Consider the following 22,214-nt stretch of genomic DNA (forward strand, 5'->3'; position numbering starts at 1 on the left):
TTTCCGGTCCTCTTAACTGTTTCGAAGGGACAGAAATGCGTGTGCAAATACGAAAGATTGCATTGTTGGGAACGGCTTCGTGCCTCAGCATGATTGCGGCTAACGCTTGGGCGCAGGAACAGGATGACGGTTTCCTTGGCACCCTTGTTCTTGGGGAAAGCAAGCGGGAAATCCAGACAGATACCGCTGTACCCGTCACAAATATCGATCAGGAAGAGATCAATGACCGGCAGGCCAACACGGTCGCCGAACTGATCGATTCGGTTCCGGGCGTAAGCCTGGTGAACGGCTCGACCCCTCAAGGATCAGGCATCAACATTCGCGGCTTTGGCGCCAACGGCACGTTTGGGACAGACCAGAAGGTGTTGATCCTGGTCGATGGGGCAACAACCGGCGCAGAAGAGCTATACCGAATTGGCAACCAGCTGTTCACAGATCCACAACTCTATAAGAGCGTTTCGGTAATCCGTGGCACGGTTGGGTCTTTTGAGTACGGTTCCGGTGTCGTTGGCGGCGTGGTGCAACTGGAAACTAAAGACGCCTCGGATTTCACCGGCGGTGAACCAGGCTTCCGTCTCCGTCAGACGTTCGAAGGTTACTCAAATGGCAATGGCTTTGCGTCGTCATCGATCCTCGCGTGGCAACCTAATCGTCAGACCGAGTTTCTGTTCAACTACACCTATCGTGATCAGAGCGATCAAGAGGACGGCAACGGCGACACAATCGGCAACAGCGCGTTCACGCTGCCGTCGCTGCTGGCCAAAGGGAAGTACAGCTTCGGCGACGACCTCGAGCACTCGATCACTGCCTCATACAACCAGTCCACGTCTGAAGAGCGTGACGTGCCATATGACTCGTTTGGTACGACGACGGATTCATTTGGCAACGTAGATCGCGATATTGAAACGAAGATCGCGGTTCTGCGATATCAATATCGCCCTGCAGGCAACGATTTGATCGATCTGGATGTCAACCTCAGCTATTCGGACCAAAAAATTGACAGCAACTATGTTGCGGGCAGTGCATCTTGCGACATTAACGGGTTTCAATCGAATGCCCCATCTTGTCTCCGCGGTCGCCCAGTGCCGCCAGGTACCCCATTTGATAGCTCACTTCAGGATGCCGATCATCGTTACGAGACGACAAAGCTGACGATCAAAAACAACTCTTACTTCCAAACCGGAGCCGCCACGCATGACCTGCGCGCCGGATTTGAGTTCATCAATCGTGAGCGATTGGATGCATTTGCCGCGCCGGGTGGCACCGATAAACGGATCGCCTTGTTTGCGGTTGATGACATTCAGATTGGCGATGGTCTGACGCTGACTCCAGCGATCCGCTATGAAACGCAGGATCTCGAAGGCGACAGCGATGCGTCGGCTCCGGAAAATGCGAGCTACGACAACAACGCACTGATGGGCGGTTTGTCCGCGCGCTATGAGTTCTCCAGCGGCTTCGCCGTTTTTGGGAGTGGCGCATACACCGAGAATCTTCCGATCCTCGACGATCTGGGTACTCCGGCATTCCAGACCCAACCCGAGAAATCGCGCACGTGGGAAGCGGGCTTTTCGTATAATCGAGGCGACATCTTTGCTGCGGGTGATGTGGTTCGCGCAAAGGTCAACTTCTACAAGACAGATCTTTGGGACATTACGTCTTATGGATCGGGTCGCCCGTTTCTTCCCCTGAGCGAAGTTGAAACACGCGGCGTGGAAATCGAAGCGTCCTATGCAAATGCGGCCGGCTACTATGTCGATTTCAACGCAAACATTGTGAAAGGGACCGAGACGAACGCTGCCGGTGAGGACTCGCCCTGGCGCAATGAGCCGACAGACTCCGCCCGTGTAACAGTTGGTAAACGTTTCGGCGAAACGCTGGACGTCAGCTGGGAGCTGTTCGGCGCCAGGTCCGGCATCGATTCGAGCGGCGATCCGGTTGCCGGCTACGGCGTGAATACCCTGCGCGCGACTTACTTGCCACAAGAGGGTGCGTTCCAGGGTTTCGAGGTCCGCGCAGGCGTCGAGAACATCTTTGGCAAGAACTATCTGCCGAACCTTTCTACCCGCAACTCGCCGGGTCGGAACTTCAAGCTGACCTTGGCAAAAACATTCTGATCCAACCGAAAGGACCAGTCATGCGAAAATCGATAACAAGAAATACCAGCGTGGTCCTGCTGACCCTGTCCCTAAATTTGGGGGCAGGGGATGTCAGTGCAGAAGAAACCAGCCAACCAGGTGGTGTGTCCATCGAACTAAGTACCGCAGAGGCAAAGGGGCAAAACTGTCTGCTGAGTTTTGTCGTCGAAAACACACACGATGCCGATATCAGCGGGGTCGTTTATGAAACTGTCTTGTTCGGCAACACAGGTGAGGTGGCGCTGCTCACCTTGCTGGATTTCGAAGAGTTGCCCGCAGGTCGCACAAGGGTCAGACAGTTTCAGTTCAATGACTTGGCCTGTGATCAGATCAGCCGGATCCTGATCAACGGCGTGCAGGAATGTGAAATTGAAACCGACACCAAAGACGCCTGCATGACCGGTCTCAAACTCAAAAGCCGTCTTGAAACCGATTTAGTTGGATAGGGTCATGTCCGAAATGCAGCAAAAACTGGTGGAGATACTGCAATTGGGGGGTCCGGTTGTTGCCATCCTGATCGCCGCTTCGATAGCTACCCTTGCTTTGGTCATCTACAAGCTCTGGCAATACAAGGCGGCGGGGGTCGGGCGTCACATCGAGTTGTCTAAGGCCATCGATGCGTGGGACCGACAAGACCACATGGCTGCCAGAACCCATCTGAACAAAAGCCGCAGTTATCTGGTGCCTGTGATTGTGATGGCGCTTTCGGGTGGCGAGCGCGCGTTGTCCGAGAGGGTCGACGCGGAAGCCGAGGCGCGTTTTGCGCGGTTGGAACAAGGTCTCAACGTGTTGGATATCGTCTCTCAACTTGCGCCTTTGCTTGGGTTGTTCGGCACGGTGTTGGGCATGATTGAAGCCTTCCAGACACTACAAGATGCTGGCAACGCCGTTGATCCGTCGCTACTCGCCGGGGGAATCTGGGTGGCGCTGATGACGACGGCGGCGGGGCTTGCCGTAGCGATGCCGACCTCACTGATCCTGACCTGGTTTGAGGCCCGCATGAACCGCGAGCGTACCTTTGCCAACCGTGCGCTCAGAACAATCTTTGCGCCGGGCCATGCTGATGACACGGCACCAACGGTTGGGGCGTCAACTACCGCACTTGTCCATGGCGCTTGACGTTCAGAGAAAGCGGCGCAAACGCCTGTCGATGACATCGCTCATAGATGTCATCTTTTTGCTGCTGCTGTTTTTCATGCTCACATCCACATTCTCGAAATTCGGCGAGATAGAGTTTTCGACGACAGCCATTGGTGGCGCTGAAATAGATCAAGTCATCCGTTTTATCAAACTGGATGCCGACCGAATTCTGGTCGATGGTTCGACGGTGTCATTGGCGCACGTGGCGCAGAAGCTTGGCACCGCCAAATCCCAGACCGCGCTCATCAGCCTAAGTCCGCACGCCACCTCTCAGCAATTGATCGATCTGCTCGCGGCGCTCGCCTCTGTCGAACAATTGCGCACTCAGGTTTTGGGCTGATGCAGCTTAAATCCGAAACCAGACCAAGCAGGGAACCGACAATCGCGCTGATCAATGTCGTGTTCCTGATGCTCATTTTCTTCATGATAGCAGGCTCACTTGCACCGCCGCTCAGCAAATCGGTTCGGCTTGTTGAAACGAGGGATCTGGAAGGGCGCGAACCACCTGATGCATTAGTTATTCACGCTGATGGCACACTTGAATATCGCGGGGCAAAACTGACCAATGCCGAGGCCTATGTCGAACGGGCTTCTATTGATCTGCCGCTTGATGCCGTTCGAATCGTGCCGGATCAGTCCTTGCCTGCGGTTGCGCTCAAACAAGTCAGTGATGCCTTGCGGGGGTTGGGTGCAAGCAAGGTCTATGTAGTGACGGAAAGGGGTTTACGGTGATACCAAAATCCCGCGGCGCGGTTGCCATTGCCGTCGCAATCGCTGCGGCGACACATAGCCTGGCGCTTATAGATTATTCGCCCGAAGAAACAGCGGAAGTCGAGGGTGGCAGAGTGGTAACAGCCGCTGCGCTGGGATCCACATTCAAAGACTTTGTTGCGGGAACCAATGCACCTGCGCCCGCCAAAACCCGCCAAAAATCAGCCGTGCCGCACCAGTTTCAGCCCCAGGCCAGCCCTACCTTGCAGCAGCGAGCGACGACGCCGCCGACGCTCAACCCGATCCCAGCCGGAACTACAGCCGCATTCACGAGAGCAGCTGTTCAAACACCACGGAAGCCTGCAGAAACTGAAACTGCAAAAACGCAAGTTGATGTTGCATCGAGTTCGCCGATCATGGATGCCCAACGGCCTCGGCCGGAGAAACAGACAACCAATCAAACTGCGACACCAAAAGGAAACGCCAAGCAAAGCGAAAGAAAGGGTGAGGCGACCGGGAAAACTCCCGAAGGCGCGGCGAAGGCAAAGACGTCCAAACGGGCCGTCACCGGATCCGGAAACGCCGAGGCCAGTAACTACGCCGGACGGGTAAAACGCAAAATATTCCGCGCCCGGAGAAAGAGCACTAATATCCGAGGTGCCGCCCTGGTGGCTTTTCGAATAGCCGATAACGGAACATTGCAGACAGTCAGCATTGTGCGTAGTTCGGGATCAAAAAGACTGGACCAGATCGCTCTTGCCCAAGTAAAAGCTGCAGCCCCGTTCCCACCACCGCCGGCAGCGGTGAGACGGGACTATACTTTCGAAATCATGGGACAGCGATAGCTGTTGTGTCCAAGTCAAAAAGTAGCGGTTACCACGTCCAAACTCAGGCTGGGAGGTTTGCTCGCCTGGCAACGCCTCTTCGCCAGATCTACGCCGACAAGACCCAAGTCGGCCATTTTGCTACCCCCGTGATGGCCTCCATCTCCAAGACCTGTCAGACGAAAGTTCAGGGGATGTTCGCGTCATCAGAACCAGCAACCAGTTTAGCTGTCTGCCAGCATACAACAGACTATTACGGTCACCGGCTCGGTCGATATGTGGATCAGCGCTAGCAACGCGATGTCGCCGGGCAGGGCTTACGCCCTCATAGTAGCTGCCAAGGCGCTTTCTGGCATCAGACACCTGAAATCACCGCGCCGGTGGCAAACCCAATTGGAAGGATGTCGGAGTGGCTGAGTCAAAATTGTTCGAAATTGAAAACAAGAGTGGGAAGAAGTCATGGGAGAGCATAAAGGACCATTAAATATATATCGCGCCTTGGCATGAGGATTTGGGTCATTGGTTTGATCCAAAGCAAGGCTTAGGATTCGGCAGCAAGATAAACTCGATAGTCGAAGCGAACCATCTGGTGGCTGACTATGAAGAAGAATTTGCGTGTATTTCTTGCTCTGGCGACGCTCGTGATTGCGGGCGCTCTGGGGTATTCAGTGATCTCCAAAAATGGCGATCAATTGCCCGACGGGTTTGTGCAGGGCAATGGTCGGATTGAGGCGGAACAGGTCGAGATCGCGCCCACCTTAGCCGGTCGCGTAGACAGGGTCATGGCCGTTGAGGGAGGTATGGTCTCCGCCGGCGATACTCTGGCCGCAATGGATATTGATGAGCTGTCGGCGGCACTGGATCGTGCCACCGCCGAAGTGGCACTGGCGCATCAGACCAAGGCAGAGGCAGAAGCTTTGGTTGTGCAACGCCAGAGCGAACTGCGCCGGGCCGGGCAGGAGCTTGAACGCGCAACAGCGCTCTTAACTGGCCAGAACATCTCTGAAACGGTGTTCGAGGAACGCGAAACCATTCATCAGGTCGCAGTTGCAGTACTAGGTGCTGCAAAAGCCCGGGTAGCAACAGCGGAAAGTCGGATTGCCGCCGCCGAGGCTGAAGCGCGCCGTATTGAAGCGCAGATCGAAGATAGCATTTTGTTGGCTCCGATGCCCGGACGGGTGCTTTACCGGCTGGCAGAACCCGGCGAAGTTGTTGGTGCGGGTGACCCGATCCTGACCCTGCTGAGTCTTGAGAATGTGTATATGGAGGTTTTCCTCCCTGCGCGCGAAGCCGGGCTTTTGCCGATCGGTGCCGAGGCCCGCATCGTGCTCGACGCGTTACCAGATTATTCAGTTCCCGCCTACGTGAGCTTTGTCTCTCCCGAAGCGCAGTTCACACCTAAACAGGTTGAGACACTGGAAGAGCGCGAGCAGCTGGTGTTCCGCGTCCGCGTTCGCATCCCTGAGGACTTGGTTCAGAGCCGAATTGAGCATGTAAAGACAGGGCTTCGCGGTATCGCCGTAATCCAGATCGATCCCAACAGCGCATGGCCAGAAGCTTTGAAGCAGGGCATCCCGCCCGAGCTGTTCGAATGATCCCCGAAGCCGCCTCCGAGTTTCACGTAGCGGGTGTCACACACCTGTATCGAAAACATGTTGCTCTGGATTCGGTACTGCTGGACCTGCCATCCGGCCAGCTTGTCGGTTTCATCGGGCCGGATGGGGTGGGTAAATCAACGTTACTTGGCCTGATCACAGGTGCAAAGAAACTGCAGACCGGCACGATCAACGTCCTAGGTGGCTCGATAGATCATCCGGCCCATAGACGTCGCATCTGTCCCGCCATCGCCTTCATGCCTCAGGGTCTGGGTCGAAATCTTTATTCAGAATTGTCGGTGCGAGAGAACCTCGAGTTCTTCTCGGGTCTTTTTGGGCAGAGGCACGATGAGCGTGACACCCGGATCGATGCATTGTTGTCAGCGACGGGGCTGGCGCCGTTTGAAGACCGCCTGATGGGAAAGCTTTCGGGCGGGATGAAGCAAAAACTCGGACTTTGTTGTGCGCTGATACATGATCCGAAACTGCTAGTTCTTGATGAACCGACAACCGGGGTCGACCCCTTGTCGCGTCGTCAGTTTTGGGCATTGATCGACGCGATACGATGCGAGCATCCCAAGCTTTCGGTTCTGGTATCGACAGCTTACATGGAGGAGGCAGAAAGCTTCGACTGGATAGTTGCCATGGATGCGGGTCGCGTCATCTTTCAGGGCAAGCCCGCGGAATTGAAGGGACAGTACCGAGACCTCGAGACCGCCTACCGCCAATTGCGGACGCGTGATGCACCCGGATCAGCACCGGGTCAGGCATCGGTTCGACAGATCGAGCCGGACCCGGTGATCATTGCGCGGGGGCTGACGCGGCGCTTTGGCGATTTCACCGCGGTTGACAGTGTCGACTTCTCGATCAACCGGGGAGAGATATTTGGCTTCCTCGGGTCAAACGGGTGCGGCAAATCCACGACGATGAAGATGCTGACCGGCTTGCTCCCTGCTAGCTCGGGCGAGGCATTGTTATTCGGAAAGCCGGTTGACGCTCGTGATCGCAAAATGCGCCTCGAGATTGGGTATATGAGTCAGGCCTTCTCGCTGTATGGCGAATTGTCTGTTCATCAGAACCTTCAACTTCATGCCCGTGTCTTTGCGATCCCTGATCGAGAGGCTCGCATCGCGGAATTGATGGAACGCTTCGGATTGAACGCACATCGCGAGGCGCTGGCAGCCGCGCTGCCTCTTGGGATCAAGCAGCGATTGTCCCTGGCTGTGGCGGTGATCCATCGCCCCAGAGTTCTCATTCTTGACGAACCCACCTCGGGTGTGGACCCAGAAGCGCGCGATACGTTTTGGGCTTTGCTGGTTGAGCTGTCGCGCGAAGAATCGGTGACTATCTTCGTTTCGACCCACTTCATGGCCGAAGCAGAGCGTTGTGACAGGGTGTCCTTCATGCATGCGGGCCGCGTTCTGGCCGAGGGTACACCAGCCGAGCTGATTGCTTCTGAGGAGGCCGACAGTCTTGAGGATGCCTTCATTTCGGTTCTCGAAACCGCAGAACAACCAGCACCCGTCGTCGCGCCAAAAGTTGATGTTGGGACCAAAACAAAAGCGACAGGCGGCGGCATTGGGCGCGCGTTGACCTATACACGGCGCGAAACGATTGAGGTGGCGCGCGATCCCGTGCGTCTGGCCTTTGCGTTTCTTGGATCAGCCATTCTGATGCTGGTCTTCTGTTTTGGGATTACGCTCGACATTGATGAACTGGATTTTGCGGTTCTGGACCTATCTCAGAGCCCGGAAAGCCGGGCCTATATAGACGAAATTGGCGGATCAACCTATTTCAGGCCGACACCACCGCTGAACAGTGCTGCTGAAGGTCGCAACCGATTGCGGGCAGGCGACGTTTCGATGGTAGTCGAATTGCCGCCTGACTTCGGCCGCAAGCTGAGGACGGCTGAACCAACGGAAGTGCTAGCCACGGTGGACGGCGCTATTCCGTTCAAGGGTGAAACGGTCGAAGGTTACGTCGCGGGGCTGCACCAGACTTTTCTTGACGCACAGGCCCGTGAAAACGGTGAGCACGAAATCGAGATCGCTCGCATCGAGCCACGCTTTCGCTACAACCAGAGTTTTGAAAGTATAGCTGCAATGGCTCCGGCGATGCCTGCCATTCTGCTGATCATGCTGCCGGCCATATTGACCGCAGTCAGCGTCGCACGCGAGCGCGAGCTGGGGTCGGTCGTCAATTTCTACGTGACCCCGACCACGCGTCTAGAGTTCCTGATCGGCAAGCAAATTCCCTATATCGTGATCGCATTCTTGAATTTCCTGTTGCTGGCCGCGATGATTGTCTTTGTCTTCGATGTGCCGCTCAAAGGGGATCCTCTTCCCTTGGCGTTGGGCGTGTTTTTCTATGTCTGGGCGACAACATCTTATGGGTTGCTGATTGCGACCATGACGTCCAGTCAGGTGGCCGCGACCTTTGCAACGGCCATCGCCTCCGTGGTTCCCACGATCCAGTTTTCAGGCCTGTTGCAACCCGTTTCGACGCTTGAGCCTGGTGCCCAGATGATCGGATCGCTCTGGCCTTCATCCTATTTTTTGCATCTCAATGTTGGTGCGTTCACCAAAGGGCTGGGGTGGGAAGCCCTTGCGCCGGACATTCTGGCGCTGGCCTGCTTCGGGCCAGTGCTGACCCTGATCGCCGCGCTTTGTCTTCGCGCGCAGGAGAAGTGAATGCAGCGACTGTACAGCATATTCTGGCTGGGTCTGAAAGAAGTGATGAGCCTGCGCCGCGACTGGGTAATGATGGCATTGCTGGTCTGGTCATTCACTCTGTCGCCGATCATGGAGGCGACGGGTGTCGCAAACTCGGTAAACAACGCCTCGATTGCGTTTGCGGATGAAGACAACTCCCCGCTGTCCCGGGCGCTTGCCACGGCTTTTTTTCCGCCTGAGTTCCAACCAGTGGTGCAGATCGAGCCGGGAAGCGGACCAACGCTGATGGACGCGGGCGAGTTCATATTTGTAGTGGCCGTACCGCCGGGCTTCGAGAAAGACCTTAGAGCAAGGCGCAAACCTGAAATACAGGTTCTGGTTGATGCCACGGCGATGGAACAGGCCGGGATCGGTGCCAATTACATCACCAACATTCTGGGAGCCGAAATTCGCCGCTTTGCAATCGGGATCGATCTTGTGGCGCCGCCGGCGGTGGATGTCATCCTTAGAAGCGCTTTCAATCCAAACCGCGATACTGTGCGATTTGCTGGGATCGTCGCGCTGATCGGCCAGATCATGTGGTTGACGACCATTCTGACCGGCGCTGCGATGATCCGCGAGCGAGAACACGGGACGATCGAGCATTTGTTGGCAATGCCGCTGACCCCCTTTGACATAGCAGCGGCCAAAATCTGGGCCAACGCAGCGGTTGTGCTGGTCGCCGCCAGCCTGTCGCTGACCTTTGTCATGCAAGGCTCACTACAAATAGAAATCGCTGGTTCAAAAGGGTTATTTCTGCTTGGTACTGCTCTGTTTCTGTTCACAGCGACGGCACTGGGGGTTTTTCTGGCGACAATCGCGCGCTCAATGGCACAGTTTGCGCTTTTGGTCATGCTGGTTGTCCTGCCCATGCTGATGCTCTCCGGAGGCGAGACGCCGATTGAGGGTCAGCCCGACTGGTTGCAGGTTGGCACGCTGCTTTTGCCGTCCCGCCACTACATGGCGGCCAGCCAGGCGATTGTGTTCAAGGGGGCCGGGCTTGAAACTGTCTGGCCTGAATTCGCCTGGATGGCTTTGCTGGGCGCTGCCCTGTTGGCGACAAGTCTGGTTCTCTTCCGGCGGTCTGTGGCGCAATTGAGCTAAGCTGACCTCCGATATAGCCCCGACAGAGCCGCGTGTGAGATCGTCGGAGTCAGCATTGATCTCGGTTAATGTGATTGCCTGCACCTATGGTAGAATCGTCTCACCGTCATCTTTTTAGGGAGAGTCCGTTATGCCCAATACCTCCGCAAAACCCGAAACGCAGGAAAGCTTTACTGAGGTTCTGAAATCCATGCAGGGAATGATGTCTTTGAACCCGACGATCATGCCACAGGTCGAACAGTTCTGGAGGGCGCAGGACCGTCTGCTGAATGAAGCCGAGGAGTATTCCCGTCTCTGGTTCCAACGTCGACACGAGGCGGCACGCACGGCGATCGAAACCGCGCGGGAAACCACGTCCGGCGACAAGATAGAGCCCACCAAAGCGATGCGTCAGATGGCTGAATGGCAGCGCCATTCAATCGAGCGCATGGTCGAAGATGCCCGTGAATGGTTCGAAATGGTATCGCGCTGCTCAAAGCACGTCATCGAAACGGAAGCCGAAGCCATTGGTGAAAGCATGGAAGTGACATCAAAAGTCTCGGGTAAGTCCAAGAAATAAAGGAACCCAATTCGTTTTGGACCGTCTCACTCAGGTTTGATGAACATAGCTGCCGGGTGCTCTGGGCAGCTTATAGACCCCTCTACGCTTGCCGCCCATGGGCGGGGGCGTAGTTTCGTCTGTTGAGTGATCCCTTAGCCAATCCGCCATGGCTGGCCACCATGATCCCTGTTGTACTTCGCTGGTTTCAAGCCATTCATCCGGAGGCGTGTAGAGCGCGTCTGCAGCCCTGTGACCCTGTCGGTAGTGGCGGTGCTTATGTCCTGGCTCGCTCAGGATGCCACCGTTATGGCCACCATTGGTGAGCACGAAGCTCAGTTCGCCATCAGTAAACAATCTGATCTTGTAAACAGAGCGCCACGGCGCGATGTGATCGGACTCGGTTCCCACTACAAACATCGGGACTCGGATATCTTTCAGCGCAACAACACGGCCCTCGACAGCAAACCGCCCAGCACTCAGCCGGTTTTCAAGGAACAGGCCCCGCAGATACTCGGAATGCATGCGCGCGGGCATGCGTGTTGTGTCGTTATTCCACACGGTCAGGTCGGTCGGTAGGTCGTCTTCGCCCAGGAAGTAACGCCGTACCGCCCGCGCATAGATCAGATCTTCGGCGCGGATGGTGGTAAAGGTGCGCGTCATTTGTGGTCGGTCCAGACAGCCCTGCAACCACATCAGATCCTCGACAAAAGCCACCTGACTGTCGTCGATGAAAAGCAAGAGCTCGCCCGCCTCGGTAAAATCAACCTGCGCGGCCATCAGTGTAACGCTGGCCAAGCGGTCGTCACCATCGCGCTGCATCACTGCGGCGGCAATCGCCAGAAGTGTGCCACCAAGACAATAGCCATTGGCATGGATTTTCTGACCCTGGACAATTTTTTCAACGGCATCGATCGCGGCCATGATGCCCTTGAGGCGATAATCCTCGAGGCTGAGATCGGCCTGATCCGCCGTGGGATTGATCCAAGAGACCATGAAAACGGTAAACCCCTGGTCAACCAGATAGCGCACCATGGAGTTTTCCGGTGACAGATCCAGCACATAGTACTTCATGATCCAAGCAGGCACAAAAAGGATCGGTTCTGCGTGTACTTTTTTACTGGTGGGCGTGTATTGTATCAGTTCGAACAGCGTGTTGCGAAACACAACCCGACCGGGCGTTGCCGCCAGATCCTTGCCAACTTGGTAGCCTTCGGGAGCTGGCTCACGTCCCTGTGTTGCGGTGTGGGCAACATCCTCAAGAAAATGCGCGCTTCCTTCGACTAGGTTCTTACCTCTTGTCTGGATGGTGCGGCTGATAATCTCGGGGTTTGACCATGGAAAATTCGAAGGAGAGATGAGATCAAGGGCCTGACGGATCTGAAACTGGGCGCGTTCAGCATCGCGCGGCGCGATACCCGGCATCTGGTCGGTAGCTGCCTGCCACCAGTCCTGCGTGCTCAGAAAAGCTTGCTGCCAAAACGAGAATGGGGCCTTTTGCCAACCCTGTGCGCTGAAACGGTGATCCTGAGCGCGGGTTTCAAAGGGCGGTATTGCCTCGGTTCCCGCAGCCAGCTCGCCGGCATAGATCCACAGCTTAACAGCATCGTGCGCCGCACGTTCTGACAGCTCAATCTGGCGTCCGGGCGAGCGGCTGAGATGCAAGGCCCAATCCAACCATGTGGCCATGATCGAATGCGGCGAAACCCCTGCCGTGGCCCGGGCCAGTGCGGCACGCATGGCGCGGTCAAGTTTCTCATATGGATGCCCGGGGGCTTGCTGCCGGGGTTCCGGGGCAGAGGCTTGATCATCGGACGTCAGTTTGTCCGGAGACAGTTCCGTCATTTGGTTTCTCCGTTCTGGGCCCCTCGCGGGTTAGTGGCTTATGCGTCATGCCCGATGATGTGATCTCGGGCCGAACCCTTTGAGCTTTGCCCTCTCTTCACAAAACGCCCTGTTCCGTTCGCGATGAGATATCTTTGGTAGTCTTAGGCGCATCCCAGCGGCACTGGACTAAGGTTTACGGCTGGAGTTTGTCACCAAATACACGCCGGCGATCTGACCCATATCAAATACACGCGAAAGAGGGGCGCTTAGACATGGCGTGGCCGGGCCCCCAATCGTAAGAGGGTCAGCGCCTGGGACAGTCTCATCGAAAACAGTCAGTGCAGCATTGATTAAGAAACTCAGACGTATATCGAACCAGTGCTTCAGCACATTGATCGTCGCTCTCAGACTTGCCTGAAACGGAGTGTAACATGCCGGATGATCCCGGATTTCCACCCGAAGCGCTGGAACCCCTACCGCATACGCAAGACAGTGCGGATACTCTAGCTGCGCTCAACACAACTGCAAACGGGCTCACATCTGATCAAGCGGCGCGCCGCCTTGTGAAGTATGGGCGCAACGCGCCACCGCCACCCCGTCGGCAAAATGTGATCCTCAGGTTTCTTGCACATTTCAACAATGTTCTGATCTACGTGCTGATCGGCTCTTCTGTGGTGACGTTTCTCCTAGGGCATATGGTGGATACAGTCGTCATTTTGGCAGTTGTTCTGGCCAATGCCTGCATCGGGTTTGTGCAGGAGGGTCGCGCCGAAAAGGCGATGGAAGCGATTCACCAGATGCTAGCGCCAAAGGCCTCGGTCTTGCGCGATGGGCGACGGGTCTCAATCGACGGTTCCGAGGTTGTCCCGGGCGACATCGTTCTGCTCGAAGCAGGCGACAAGCCACCTGCCGATATACGCCTGATCGAAGCACATGGCCTCCAGGCGCAAGAGGCTATTCTGACGGGCGAGTCGGTTGCGGTAGACAAGGACGACGTGCCCTCAGCCGCAGACGCACCGCTGGGCGACCGGCGCAGCATGTTGTTTGGTGGCACCCTGATCACCGCTGGACAGGGGCGTGGTGTCGTGACTGCCACCGGAACACGGACAGAAGTCGGACGCATCAGCCGGATGCTTTCCGACGTTGAGAAGCTGACGACGCCGCTGGTGCGCCAAATGAATACTTTCGCGCGTTGGCTGACACTTCTAATTCTTGCTGTGGCTGCAATTATTCTGGCTTTCGGTTACTTCGTTGCCGAATACAGTTTAATCGATCTGTTCATGGCGGTCATTGGTTTGTCAGTCGCAGCGATTCCCGAAGGGCTTCCTGCGGTGCTGACTATTACGCTTGCAATCGGTGTTCAGTCGATGGCAAGACGAGATGCCATTGTGCGGCGCCTTCCAGCGATCGAAACCATCGGTTCGGTTTCGGTCATATGCACGGACAAGACAGGGACGCTGACCCGCAACGAAATGGTTGTTACCGATGTTGCAGCTGGCGGAAGTTACTACCGCGTCGAGGGCACAGGGTATGATCCCACCGGGACTGTTGTCGCCGAAGGCAATAATGTGGAAGAAGCGGCATCACTTGCGCTGCAAGAACTGGCGGTGGTTGCGGCGCGCTGCAATGACGCGACGCTTGAAGAACAGTCCGGGGTTTGGGGTGTCAACGGCGACCCGATGGAAGGAGCACTGTTGTGCTTCGCTGCAAAGGTTGCTGGCAGACTCGGCGCGGCAGCCGAGGGTTGGAACCGCCAATTTGTTCTGCCATTCGACTCGCAACGCCGCTTTATGGCAACGCTGGACGAGAATGAGGCCGGTGCTCGTATGGTCTTTGTCAAAGGTGCGCCTGAAACTTTGTTGTCACTGTGTAAAACCCAGTCTGACGCAAATGGGAACCCGATGCCAATCGACCCGAAGACGTGGCGTTTGGCCGAAGATCGTTTTACCTCAGAGGGATGTCGTGTGCTGGCCTTCGCCTCCCGCCCGGCCCGCGACGATGAGATGAACCTGACGCCGCCTGAGATACCGGGAGATCTGGTTTTTCTTGGTGTTGTCGGCCTCATGGATCCACCGCGAGAGAAGGTGAAACTGGCAATAGCTGACTGCCAGAATGCAGGCATAACGGTCAAAATGATCACCGGGGATCACGCCGGCACAGCCGCAGCAATCGGCAGTGACATCGGGCTTGCCCATACCAGCGGGGTTCTTACGGGTGTACAGATCGACCAGATGGATGATGCGGCGTTGTCGGTCGCCGTCCTGCAAACGGATATCTTCGCGCGCACCAACCCCGAGCATAAGTTGCGGCTTGTGAATGCACTGCAAGCCCGTGACCTGACCGTTGCCATGACGGGTGATGGTGTCAACGATGCCCCGGCGTTGAAACGTGCCGATGTCGGCATCGCTATGGGCAGAAAAGGGTCCGAAGCGGCAAAAGAAGCCGCCGATATCGTTCTTGCTGATGACAACTTTGCCACCATAGCGGCGGCGGTGCGCGAAGGGCGCACGGTGTTTGACAACATCAAAAAAGTGATTAGCTGGCTCCTTCCCACAAGCGGGGGAGAAGCGCTGGTCGTCATCGTCGCGCTTCTCTTGGGACTAACGCTTCCGGTGTCGCCGATTCAGATACTTTGGATCAATCTCATTACTGCTATCACCCTTGGCATTGCGCTCGCGTTTGAGCCGACCGAAGAAAGCACCATGCAACGCCCGCCCCGACCGCGTGATGCGCCAATCCTTGGGGGCGAACTGGTCTGGCATATTGTGCTGGTCTCAGGCCTGTTTCTGGCCGGTGTGTTCAGCATTTTCACCTACGCTTTAAAACAGGGTTATCCCCTGGAACTGGCCCAAACCCTCGCTTTGAACACATTGGTGGTGATGGAGATTTTTCATCTGTTCTTTGTGCGCAACATTTATGGCACCTCGCTGACTTGGAAAGCGATCCGGGGTACACCGATGGTCTGGATCTGCGTAATTTCTGTCTCTGCTGCACAACTTGCGGCAACATATGTGCCGGGCCTTCAGATCATCCTCGGAACCGCCGCGGTCGGTTTCAAAGATGGGGTCTATATAATTGTCTTGGGAATGGCGCTGTTTGTACTGCTTGAGCTGGAAAAACAACTCGCACTGACTCTAGGGGCGCGGAGCTCAGCAGAGGTCTAACATGGGCCGAGTTCGCCTTTTTGATGAGCCGGTGATCCTGTTCGGCGATATTATTTAGGCATTCCCGCCTCACCAACGTTGTCGAGCCCATTGGCCAAGGGATCCTCTTCACAGCAAACGGGCGTACATCAATGCCCTGAAAAACATGGTGATCCGGCCCAATAGTTGGGCGACAGAGGATCAAAATGAGCAGCAAGCGACATAAGCCGGTCATCCGCTGTTGCTCTGATTCAACCTCTTAGATGGCGCGGATCAGAAACACGCAGATTTAGATGACGCCGGTTGATCCGTGTCAAAGGCAAGAGGTCGCTGGCCTGCTAGTTTGCGCCTACTTCGTACACTTTGGCTCGGTTCGAGCTTTTGCGTTCGAGCAGGCCCAAACCGGTTAACCCCGACCATTCACAACACGTGTGAGGCATATAGAATGTCTGACGAAACTAAACACCAAACAGCTTCGGATCAGCGCTTTTCCTCAAAATTTCCAAGCGCCTATACGATCCTGTTCCTGCTCATCGTTCTGGTCGCGGCGCTGACCTGGGTCATCCCTGCCGGACAATATGAACGCATCATGAGCGAAACAGTCGGGCGCGAGATCGCGGTCGCCGGGACCTACCGAACGGTTGAGCCAAACCCGCAGGGTTTTGTTGACATCATGCTCGCGCCGATCGCCGGGTTCTACAATCCTGACAGTTATCAGGCTGGGGCTATCGACGTTGCTTTGTTCGTTTTGCTGCTGGGTGGTTTTCTGGGCGTTGTGAACGCCACCGGAGCCATCGATACTGGCATTCGTGCAGCCATGCGCAAGTTGCAGGGGCGGGAGATATGGATGATCCCGATCCTGATGGCGCTTTTTGCTGCGGGCGGCACCACCTATGGCATGGCCGAAGAAACACTCGCGTTCTATGCCATTTTGATCCCGGTCGTGATCGCCGCGGGCTATGACGCGGTTACTGGCGTGGCAATCATACTTATCGGTGCCGGAGTAGGGGTGTTGGGTTCGACCATTAACCCATTTGCCACGGTTATTGCCTCGAATGCCGCCGGAGTTCCGTTCACCGAAGGGATCGTTTTACGCTTCGTTTTGCTACTGGGCGGGCTGGCGATTTGTACGGCTTATGTCATGCGCTACGCCCGGCGGGTCAAGGCGGACCCAGGCGCGTCTATCGTGGCAAAACAACTTGACGAGCATCGCCGGATCTTCCTGCAAGATCGATCGGATACCGGTAAAGCGGCCGATGTCCTGACAGGCAACCAAAAGATCGTGCTGCTCATTTTCGCGCTGTCTTTTCTGGTCATGATCTGGGGCGTGTCGTCTCAGGGCTGGTGGATGGCTCGCATGGGCGCGCTGTTTTTTGGATCTGCAATACTGGTCGGGATTGTTGCCCGCATGGGCGAAAAGGCTTTGACTGGCCATTTCGTCGACGGCGCGCGCGACTTGCTGGGCGTTGCGCTGATCATAGGGCTGGCGCGCGGCATCGTGATCGTCATGGAACAGGGGCTGATCGCTGACACGATCCTGCACAGTGCCGAGCAGAGTCTGGGCGGGCTGCACAAACTGGCCTTCATCAATCTGATGATGTGGATCGAGGTTGGGATGAGCTTTTTAGTGCCTTCCACTTCTGGGCTTGCAGTGTTGTCGATGCCGATCCTCGCCCCGCTTTCGGACTTCGCCGGTGTATCGCGCGATCTGGTGGTCACTGCCTATCAGGCGGCCAGCGGGCTGGTAAACCTGATCACCCCGACCTCGGCAGTGGTGATTGGCGGGTTGGCAATCGGGCGCGTGTCTTATGACCGCTGGATCGCTTTCATCTGGCCTTTGCTGATCGTGCTTACGGTGTTTGTCATGGCCGTGCTCAGCATCGGCGCAGTTCTTTGATCTGTCGGAAAGGAGCTTTGGATATGGCCGACACAAAGCTTGGCGTTCATTCGGAAACCGGACGCCTGCGACAGGTCATCGTCTGCCGACCTGGCTTGGCGCATCGCCGTCTGACTCCCGCCAACTGTCAGGACTTGCTGTTCGACGACGTATTCTGGGTCAAGCGGGCGCAGAAAGACCACGATGCCTTTTGCGAACTGATGCATGGCGAAGGGGTAGAAGTGTTGGACGTGAACGATCTGCTGGCCGAGACGCTGGAGGATACGAAAGCGCGCGCCTGGGTGCTGGACCACCGGATCACCCCGCATCAGATCGGGGTCGGCATGCTGCCCGAACTGCGAGGCTGGATGAATGAGATCCCGGCAGAGGTGTTGGCCAGACACCTTATTGGCGGGCTGGCGGTTAACGAACTACCGTTCACGCCGACCGGCCTCTTCGGCGGATATCTGGGCCACAACGGTTTTGTTCTGCCACCCCTGCCCAACGCACTGTTCTCCCGCGACAACAGCGCCTGGATCTATGGTGGTGTCGTCGTGAACCCTATGTTCTGGCCTGCCCGGCGCCCCGAAACTCTGCTGAACACGGCGATCTACAAGTTCCATCCCAAGTTTGCTGGCCAGACGACGGTCCACTGGGGCGATCCGACCCGCGATCACGGGCTTGCCACGCTTGAGGGCGGTGACATCATGCCCATTGGCAATGGCACCGTTCTTGTCGGCATGGGCGAGCGGTCGTCGCCGCAGGCCATCGGCCTGCTGGCCGAGGCGCTGTTCGACACCGGCGCGGCGCAACGGCTGCTGGCGTTCCAGATGCCGAAATCACGCGCGGCGATGCATCTCGACACTGTCTTTACCCTGTGCGGCGGCGATGTGGTGACCACGTTCAAGGAAGTGGCCGATGCGCTGATCTGCTATGACATCCGCCCCGGCGAAAGCAAGGCCCCGCTGGAATTCCGCCGGGACACGCGCCCGATCTTCGACATCGTGGCCGAGGTGCTGGGCTACAAGCGGCTGCAACTGGTCCCCACCGGCGGCGAGACCGAGGAGGAGCGCGCGCGCGAGCAGTGGAACGACGGCAACAACGTGATCGCCCTGCGCCCGGGCGTGGTGGTCGGCTATGACCGCAACGACGACACCAATGCCGCGCTCAAAGCCGCCGGGATCGAGGTGCTGGAGATGCCCGGCGCCGAGTTGGGCCGCGGTCGTGGCGGCGGTCACTGCATGACGTGCCCCACCATCCGCGACGCGGTTTGAGACCTAGAAAGGACACCGACATGGCTTATAACCTGCGCTACCGGCACTTCCTGACACTGCGTGACTTCGCGCCTGACGAGATCGCCTTTCTGCTGAAACTGGCAGCCGATCTAAAGGCCGCAAAATACGCGGGCACCGAGGTGCCGGTGCTTAAAGGCAAGGACATCGCACTGATCTTTGAAAAGGATTCCACCCGCACCCGCGTGGGGTTCGAGGTCGCAGCTTATGATCAGGGCGCGCGCGTGACCTATCTGGGCCCCACCGGCACGCATATCGGTCACAAGGAATCGGTCAAGGATACCGCCAGGGTTCTGGGTCGGGTGTATGACGCGATCGAATATCGGGGCTTCGGCCAAACCATCGTCGAGGAACTCGCCGAACACGCCGGTGTACCCGTCTATAACGGGTTGACGGATGAGTTTCACCCGACTCAGATCCTGGCCGATTTCCTGACCATGCAAGAGCATGTCGAAAAGCCGCTGCGCGAGGTGTCATTCGCTTTTCTGGGGGATGTGGGCAACAACATGGGCGACAGCCTGATGCTGGGCGGGGCCAAGATGGGTATGGATGTGCGGTTGTGCGGCCCCAAAGCCTGCTGGCCCCACCGCGTGGTCGAGGCCGAGGCGCGGACAATCGCCGAAACCACTGGCGCGCAGATCACGTTGACCGAGGATTTGGACGAGGCCGTGAAGGGTGTTGATTTCGTCTATACCGATGTTTGGCTGTCGATGGGTGAGCCCAAGGAAAAATGGCGCGAGCGCATTGATCAGATGCTGCCCTATCAGGTCAATGCCGACGTGATCGCCAAAACCGGCAATCCTCGGGTGCGTTTCTTGCATTGCCTGCCGGCCTTTCACAACACCGAGACCGCAGTGGGAGCAGATATCAGCAAAGAGTTTGGGATCGACGCCATGGAAGTGACCGAAGAGGTTTTCGAAGGTCCGACCTCGATCGTCTTCGATCAGGCCGAGAACCGGATGCATACAATTAAGGCGGTTCTGGTCGCCACTTTGGGAGGTTGAGATGTTGGTTGTAGCGGCCTTGGGCGGCAATGCCCTTTTGAAACGCGGTGAGCCGTTGAACGCCGAGGTTCAACGCGACAACGTACGTTCCGCAATGCCGGCTTTGGCGGAAATCCTGAATGCCGGCCATCAGCTTGTCATCACCCATGGCAACGGGCCGCAGGTTGGCCTGTTGGCATTGCAGGGCGCTGCCTATGATCCAGCGACCGCCAGTCCACTTGACGTCCTCGGGGCCGAGACCGAGGGCATGATTGGCTACATGATCGAACAAGAACTGGAAAACGTGCTGGGTCACGACCGATCTGTTGCAACGTTGCTAACGCAGATCCTGGTGGACGGGCGTGATCCGGCATTCCAAAATCCGACGAAACTCGTTGGTCCGGTTTATGAGCGCGCCGAGGCCGAAGCGCGCGCCAAGGCGGCAGGTTGGAACATCGCACCCGATGGGGACAACTGGAGGCGTGTCGTTCCCTCGCCCAAGCCTCAAGAAATCCCTGATCTGCGAGTGTTGCAATTGCTGCTGGACCATAAAGTAGTCGTGATTTGTGCCGGCGGCGGCGGTATCCCAGTGATGCGACGTGATGATGGCAACCTGATCGGGATCGAGGCGGTGATCGACAAAGATGCCGCCAGTGCCATGCTTGCGCAACAGCTAGGCGCCGACGCACTGCTGCTTTTGACTGATGTGGATGCGGTTTATGAGGGGTTCGGCACGCCCGAAGCCCGCGTCATCAGAGACTTGACTCCAGACTCGGCCGGGGCTCTGAAACTGCCATCGGGGTCTATGGGTCCTAAGGTCGCGGCGGCCGCGACATTCGCCGCCAAAGGCGGTTTTTCTGGCATCGGGAAATTGACAGATGCATTTGCCATTCTCGAAAATCGGGCCGGCACTTGTATCTCGGGTGTGGGATGACGCTCGCAATGGTGCGACGTTCATTTGCCAAACCAATCCGAAGCATATCTGTCGCAAGCTTTGCGCTCAGATAGGTTGGATTGTGTGCTCGATCTGGCGGAGCCCGCAGTATTGTAGTGATGCTGGAAGGATTGTTCGCTTATCGTCAATGACACTAGTTTTCAGAAAGGCCCCTGAAAAGAAGCCGCTAGTAAAACCGTCCCCTGATGACTTCTTGGGTGATGTTCTGAGGGTATATCTTAGGTTATTGTACAAAGATCATTCGAGGCTCGCATTGACGAGTAACTCTGGGCATTAGCCACACCGCTTTCGATTTCCATGCTCGACAGACTGACAAATACATCTTCTCGACACGCAGATATCGCTACCTCTACGTATGTTTGGCCGTTCGATATTAGAAGAAGCCGTGTTTTGTGTCGCTTGTCCCCCATATTTGGTCCGCTGTTTCCTAGCCTTGGGGCCGGACCAATTCAGTGGGGGAGGATCGTTGCCATTCGGATCAAGGGCATGTGGCTAGCAACGTCAAATCTCAATCGCGACTATGACTAGCGGATCGAAGTGATGAGCACACACAACTGACTGGCGACAACACCCTCAGCAATGTTCTTGACCAATCTAATACTGTTGGCAGTTCTCAAATCCATAGGTTTTCATCTCAGAAAACTCCCTGGAAACAAGCCTGACAAAAATCTGCGTATCAAATCCACCGAACGTTCACGCGAAAATCCAGCCATATCAGTCAGATAATTCACCCACATGCCCTCTAGAAGGGCCAACGTTCCGCTTGTTGCATCTTCCGCGTGATTTGGGGGATAGCACCCTACCTTTTCAAGCTCGTCAAATGCCTGGCGCAGTGTGGACACCAATCTCTCGTCTTGAGTGCTGCTATAGCGGGCAATCCCAGGGTGTGAGCTTGAGACGCCCCGGAAGGCGTGCCAAATTTTCGTACTTCGCGGGTTGAGCAAGCTTTCAGATAAATCAGCCTCGATAACAGCCATTACCCGATCTTCGGGCGACGCATTCGGACCAAGATCGGTCATTCGATCCATTTCCGCATAGTACTGCTCACTGAACTGCTGGGCCGCAACTGTCAGCAAATTGTCCTTTCCGCCAAAGTGCAAATGGATCATTCCGCGGGACAGGCCCGCGCGCTCAATAATCCGACTTACCGAGGTATCGGTGATTCCAATTTCAGCGATTGTATCCAGTGTTGCCTTAATCAACGCCTGCTTTTTCGCCGCCGGATCTCGCTTTGCAGCGGGCTTTTCGCGAAGTCCCTCGGGGAGCTTATCTTTTATTGTCATGCACTTAAATTTTCGGTTCTCGATTACTCAAGAGGAAGATTGACACAAAAGCCCCCTTCGGTGCAACAATTAATGGACGATCGTCCATTAGTGATGA

The 22,214-nt window shown here is 56.4% G+C and carries 17 protein-coding genes; 15 read left to right on the forward strand and 2 right to left on the reverse strand.

The window, feature by feature from the left end:
* The first annotated feature begins 35 nt into the window (after positions 1 to 35).
* From ACR0BU_RS16210 to ACR0BU_RS16255, 10 genes are all read left to right on the forward strand, one after another.
* Positions 36 to 2,114 (forward strand): TonB-dependent receptor domain-containing protein, encoded by a 2,079-nt coding sequence (locus ACR0BU_RS16210; RefSeq protein ID WP_480738150.1) that lies wholly within the window; start codon positions 36 to 38, stop codon positions 2,112 to 2,114.
* Positions 2,115 to 2,134: 20 nt separating this feature from the next.
* Positions 2,135 to 2,581, forward strand: coding sequence for a hypothetical protein (locus ACR0BU_RS16215; protein WP_298937956.1), 447 nt, complete (start codon positions 2,135 to 2,137; stop codon positions 2,579 to 2,581).
* A 4-nt stretch (positions 2,582 to 2,585) separates the two neighbouring features.
* Positions 2,586 to 3,254: a MotA/TolQ/ExbB proton channel family protein gene (locus ACR0BU_RS16220; protein WP_480738149.1), complete on the forward strand. Its 669-nt coding sequence runs from the start codon at positions 2,586 to 2,588 to the stop codon at positions 3,252 to 3,254.
* Positions 3,244 to 3,615, forward strand: a complete 372-nt coding sequence (locus ACR0BU_RS16225) for a biopolymer transporter ExbD (protein WP_480738148.1) — start codon at positions 3,244 to 3,246, stop codon at positions 3,613 to 3,615. The genes ACR0BU_RS16220 and ACR0BU_RS16225 overlap by 11 nt, the downstream gene beginning before the upstream one ends.
* Positions 3,615 to 4,007: an ExbD/TolR family protein gene (locus ACR0BU_RS16230; protein WP_480738147.1), complete on the forward strand. Its 393-nt coding sequence runs from the start codon at positions 3,615 to 3,617 to the stop codon at positions 4,005 to 4,007. The genes ACR0BU_RS16225 and ACR0BU_RS16230 overlap by 1 nt, the downstream gene beginning before the upstream one ends.
* Complete coding sequence (locus ACR0BU_RS16235) at positions 4,004 to 4,831, forward strand: energy transducer TonB (protein WP_480738146.1); 828 nt, start codon at positions 4,004 to 4,006, stop codon at positions 4,829 to 4,831. Before ACR0BU_RS16230 ends, ACR0BU_RS16235 begins: the two co-directional genes overlap by 4 nt.
* 578 nt (positions 4,832 to 5,409) lie before the next feature.
* The gene (locus tag ACR0BU_RS16240) at positions 5,410 to 6,405 is read left to right on the forward strand and encodes an HlyD family secretion protein (protein ID WP_300070505.1); all 996 of its coding nucleotides are present in this window, start codon (positions 5,410 to 5,412) and stop codon (positions 6,403 to 6,405) included.
* Positions 6,402 to 9,095, forward strand: coding sequence for a ribosome-associated ATPase/putative transporter RbbA (rbbA, locus tag ACR0BU_RS16245; protein WP_480738145.1), 2,694 nt, complete (start codon positions 6,402 to 6,404; stop codon positions 9,093 to 9,095). Before ACR0BU_RS16240 ends, rbbA begins: the two co-directional genes overlap by 4 nt.
* Positions 9,096 to 10,220: an ABC transporter permease gene (locus ACR0BU_RS16250; protein WP_298937963.1), complete on the forward strand. Its 1,125-nt coding sequence runs from the start codon at positions 9,096 to 9,098 to the stop codon at positions 10,218 to 10,220.
* A gap of 130 nt (positions 10,221 to 10,350) precedes the next feature.
* Positions 10,351 to 10,779 carry a phasin family protein gene (locus ACR0BU_RS16255; RefSeq protein WP_480738144.1) on the forward strand — a complete coding sequence of 143 codons (429 nt, stop codon included), beginning with the start codon at positions 10,351 to 10,353 and terminating at the stop codon, positions 10,777 to 10,779.
* Between the two features lie 30 nt (positions 10,780 to 10,809).
* Here ACR0BU_RS16255 and ACR0BU_RS16260 read toward each other — a convergent pair whose 3' ends face one another.
* Positions 10,810 to 12,603 carry a PHA/PHB synthase family protein gene (locus tag ACR0BU_RS16260; RefSeq protein ID WP_480738143.1) on the reverse strand — a complete coding sequence of 598 codons (1,794 nt, stop codon included), beginning with the start codon at positions 12,601 to 12,603 and terminating at the stop codon, positions 10,810 to 10,812.
* Between the two features lie 413 nt (positions 12,604 to 13,016).
* Between ACR0BU_RS16260 and ACR0BU_RS16265 the strand changes: the two genes are divergently transcribed.
* From ACR0BU_RS16265 to arcC, 5 genes are all read left to right on the forward strand, one after another.
* Positions 13,017 to 15,749, forward strand: coding sequence for a cation-transporting P-type ATPase (locus ACR0BU_RS16265; RefSeq protein WP_480738142.1), 2,733 nt, complete (start codon positions 13,017 to 13,019; stop codon positions 15,747 to 15,749).
* A gap of 424 nt (positions 15,750 to 16,173) precedes the next feature.
* The gene (locus ACR0BU_RS16270; RefSeq protein WP_480738141.1) at positions 16,174 to 17,625 is read left to right on the forward strand and encodes a YfcC family protein; all 1,452 of its coding nucleotides are present in this window, start codon (positions 16,174 to 16,176) and stop codon (positions 17,623 to 17,625) included.
* A gap of 23 nt (positions 17,626 to 17,648) precedes the next feature.
* Positions 17,649 to 18,878 (forward strand): arginine deiminase, encoded by a 1,230-nt coding sequence (locus tag ACR0BU_RS16275; protein ID WP_480738140.1) that lies wholly within the window; start codon positions 17,649 to 17,651, stop codon positions 18,876 to 18,878.
* A gap of 20 nt (positions 18,879 to 18,898) precedes the next feature.
* The gene (argF, locus tag ACR0BU_RS16280; RefSeq protein WP_480738139.1) at positions 18,899 to 19,900 is read left to right on the forward strand and encodes an ornithine carbamoyltransferase; all 1,002 of its coding nucleotides are present in this window, start codon (positions 18,899 to 18,901) and stop codon (positions 19,898 to 19,900) included.
* A gap of 1 nt (position 19,901) precedes the next feature.
* Positions 19,902 to 20,813, forward strand: a complete 912-nt coding sequence (gene arcC / locus ACR0BU_RS16285; protein ID WP_480738138.1) for a carbamate kinase — start codon at positions 19,902 to 19,904, stop codon at positions 20,811 to 20,813.
* A 650-nt stretch (positions 20,814 to 21,463) separates the two neighbouring features.
* Here the strand turns inward: arcC and ACR0BU_RS16290 are convergent.
* Complete coding sequence (locus ACR0BU_RS16290; protein ID WP_299081888.1) at positions 21,464 to 22,117, reverse strand: TetR family transcriptional regulator C-terminal domain-containing protein; 654 nt, start codon at positions 22,115 to 22,117, stop codon at positions 21,464 to 21,466.
* Between the last annotated feature and the right edge of the window lie 97 nt (positions 22,118 to 22,214).

The organism is Ruegeria sp. CK2 (assembly GCF_056536585.1).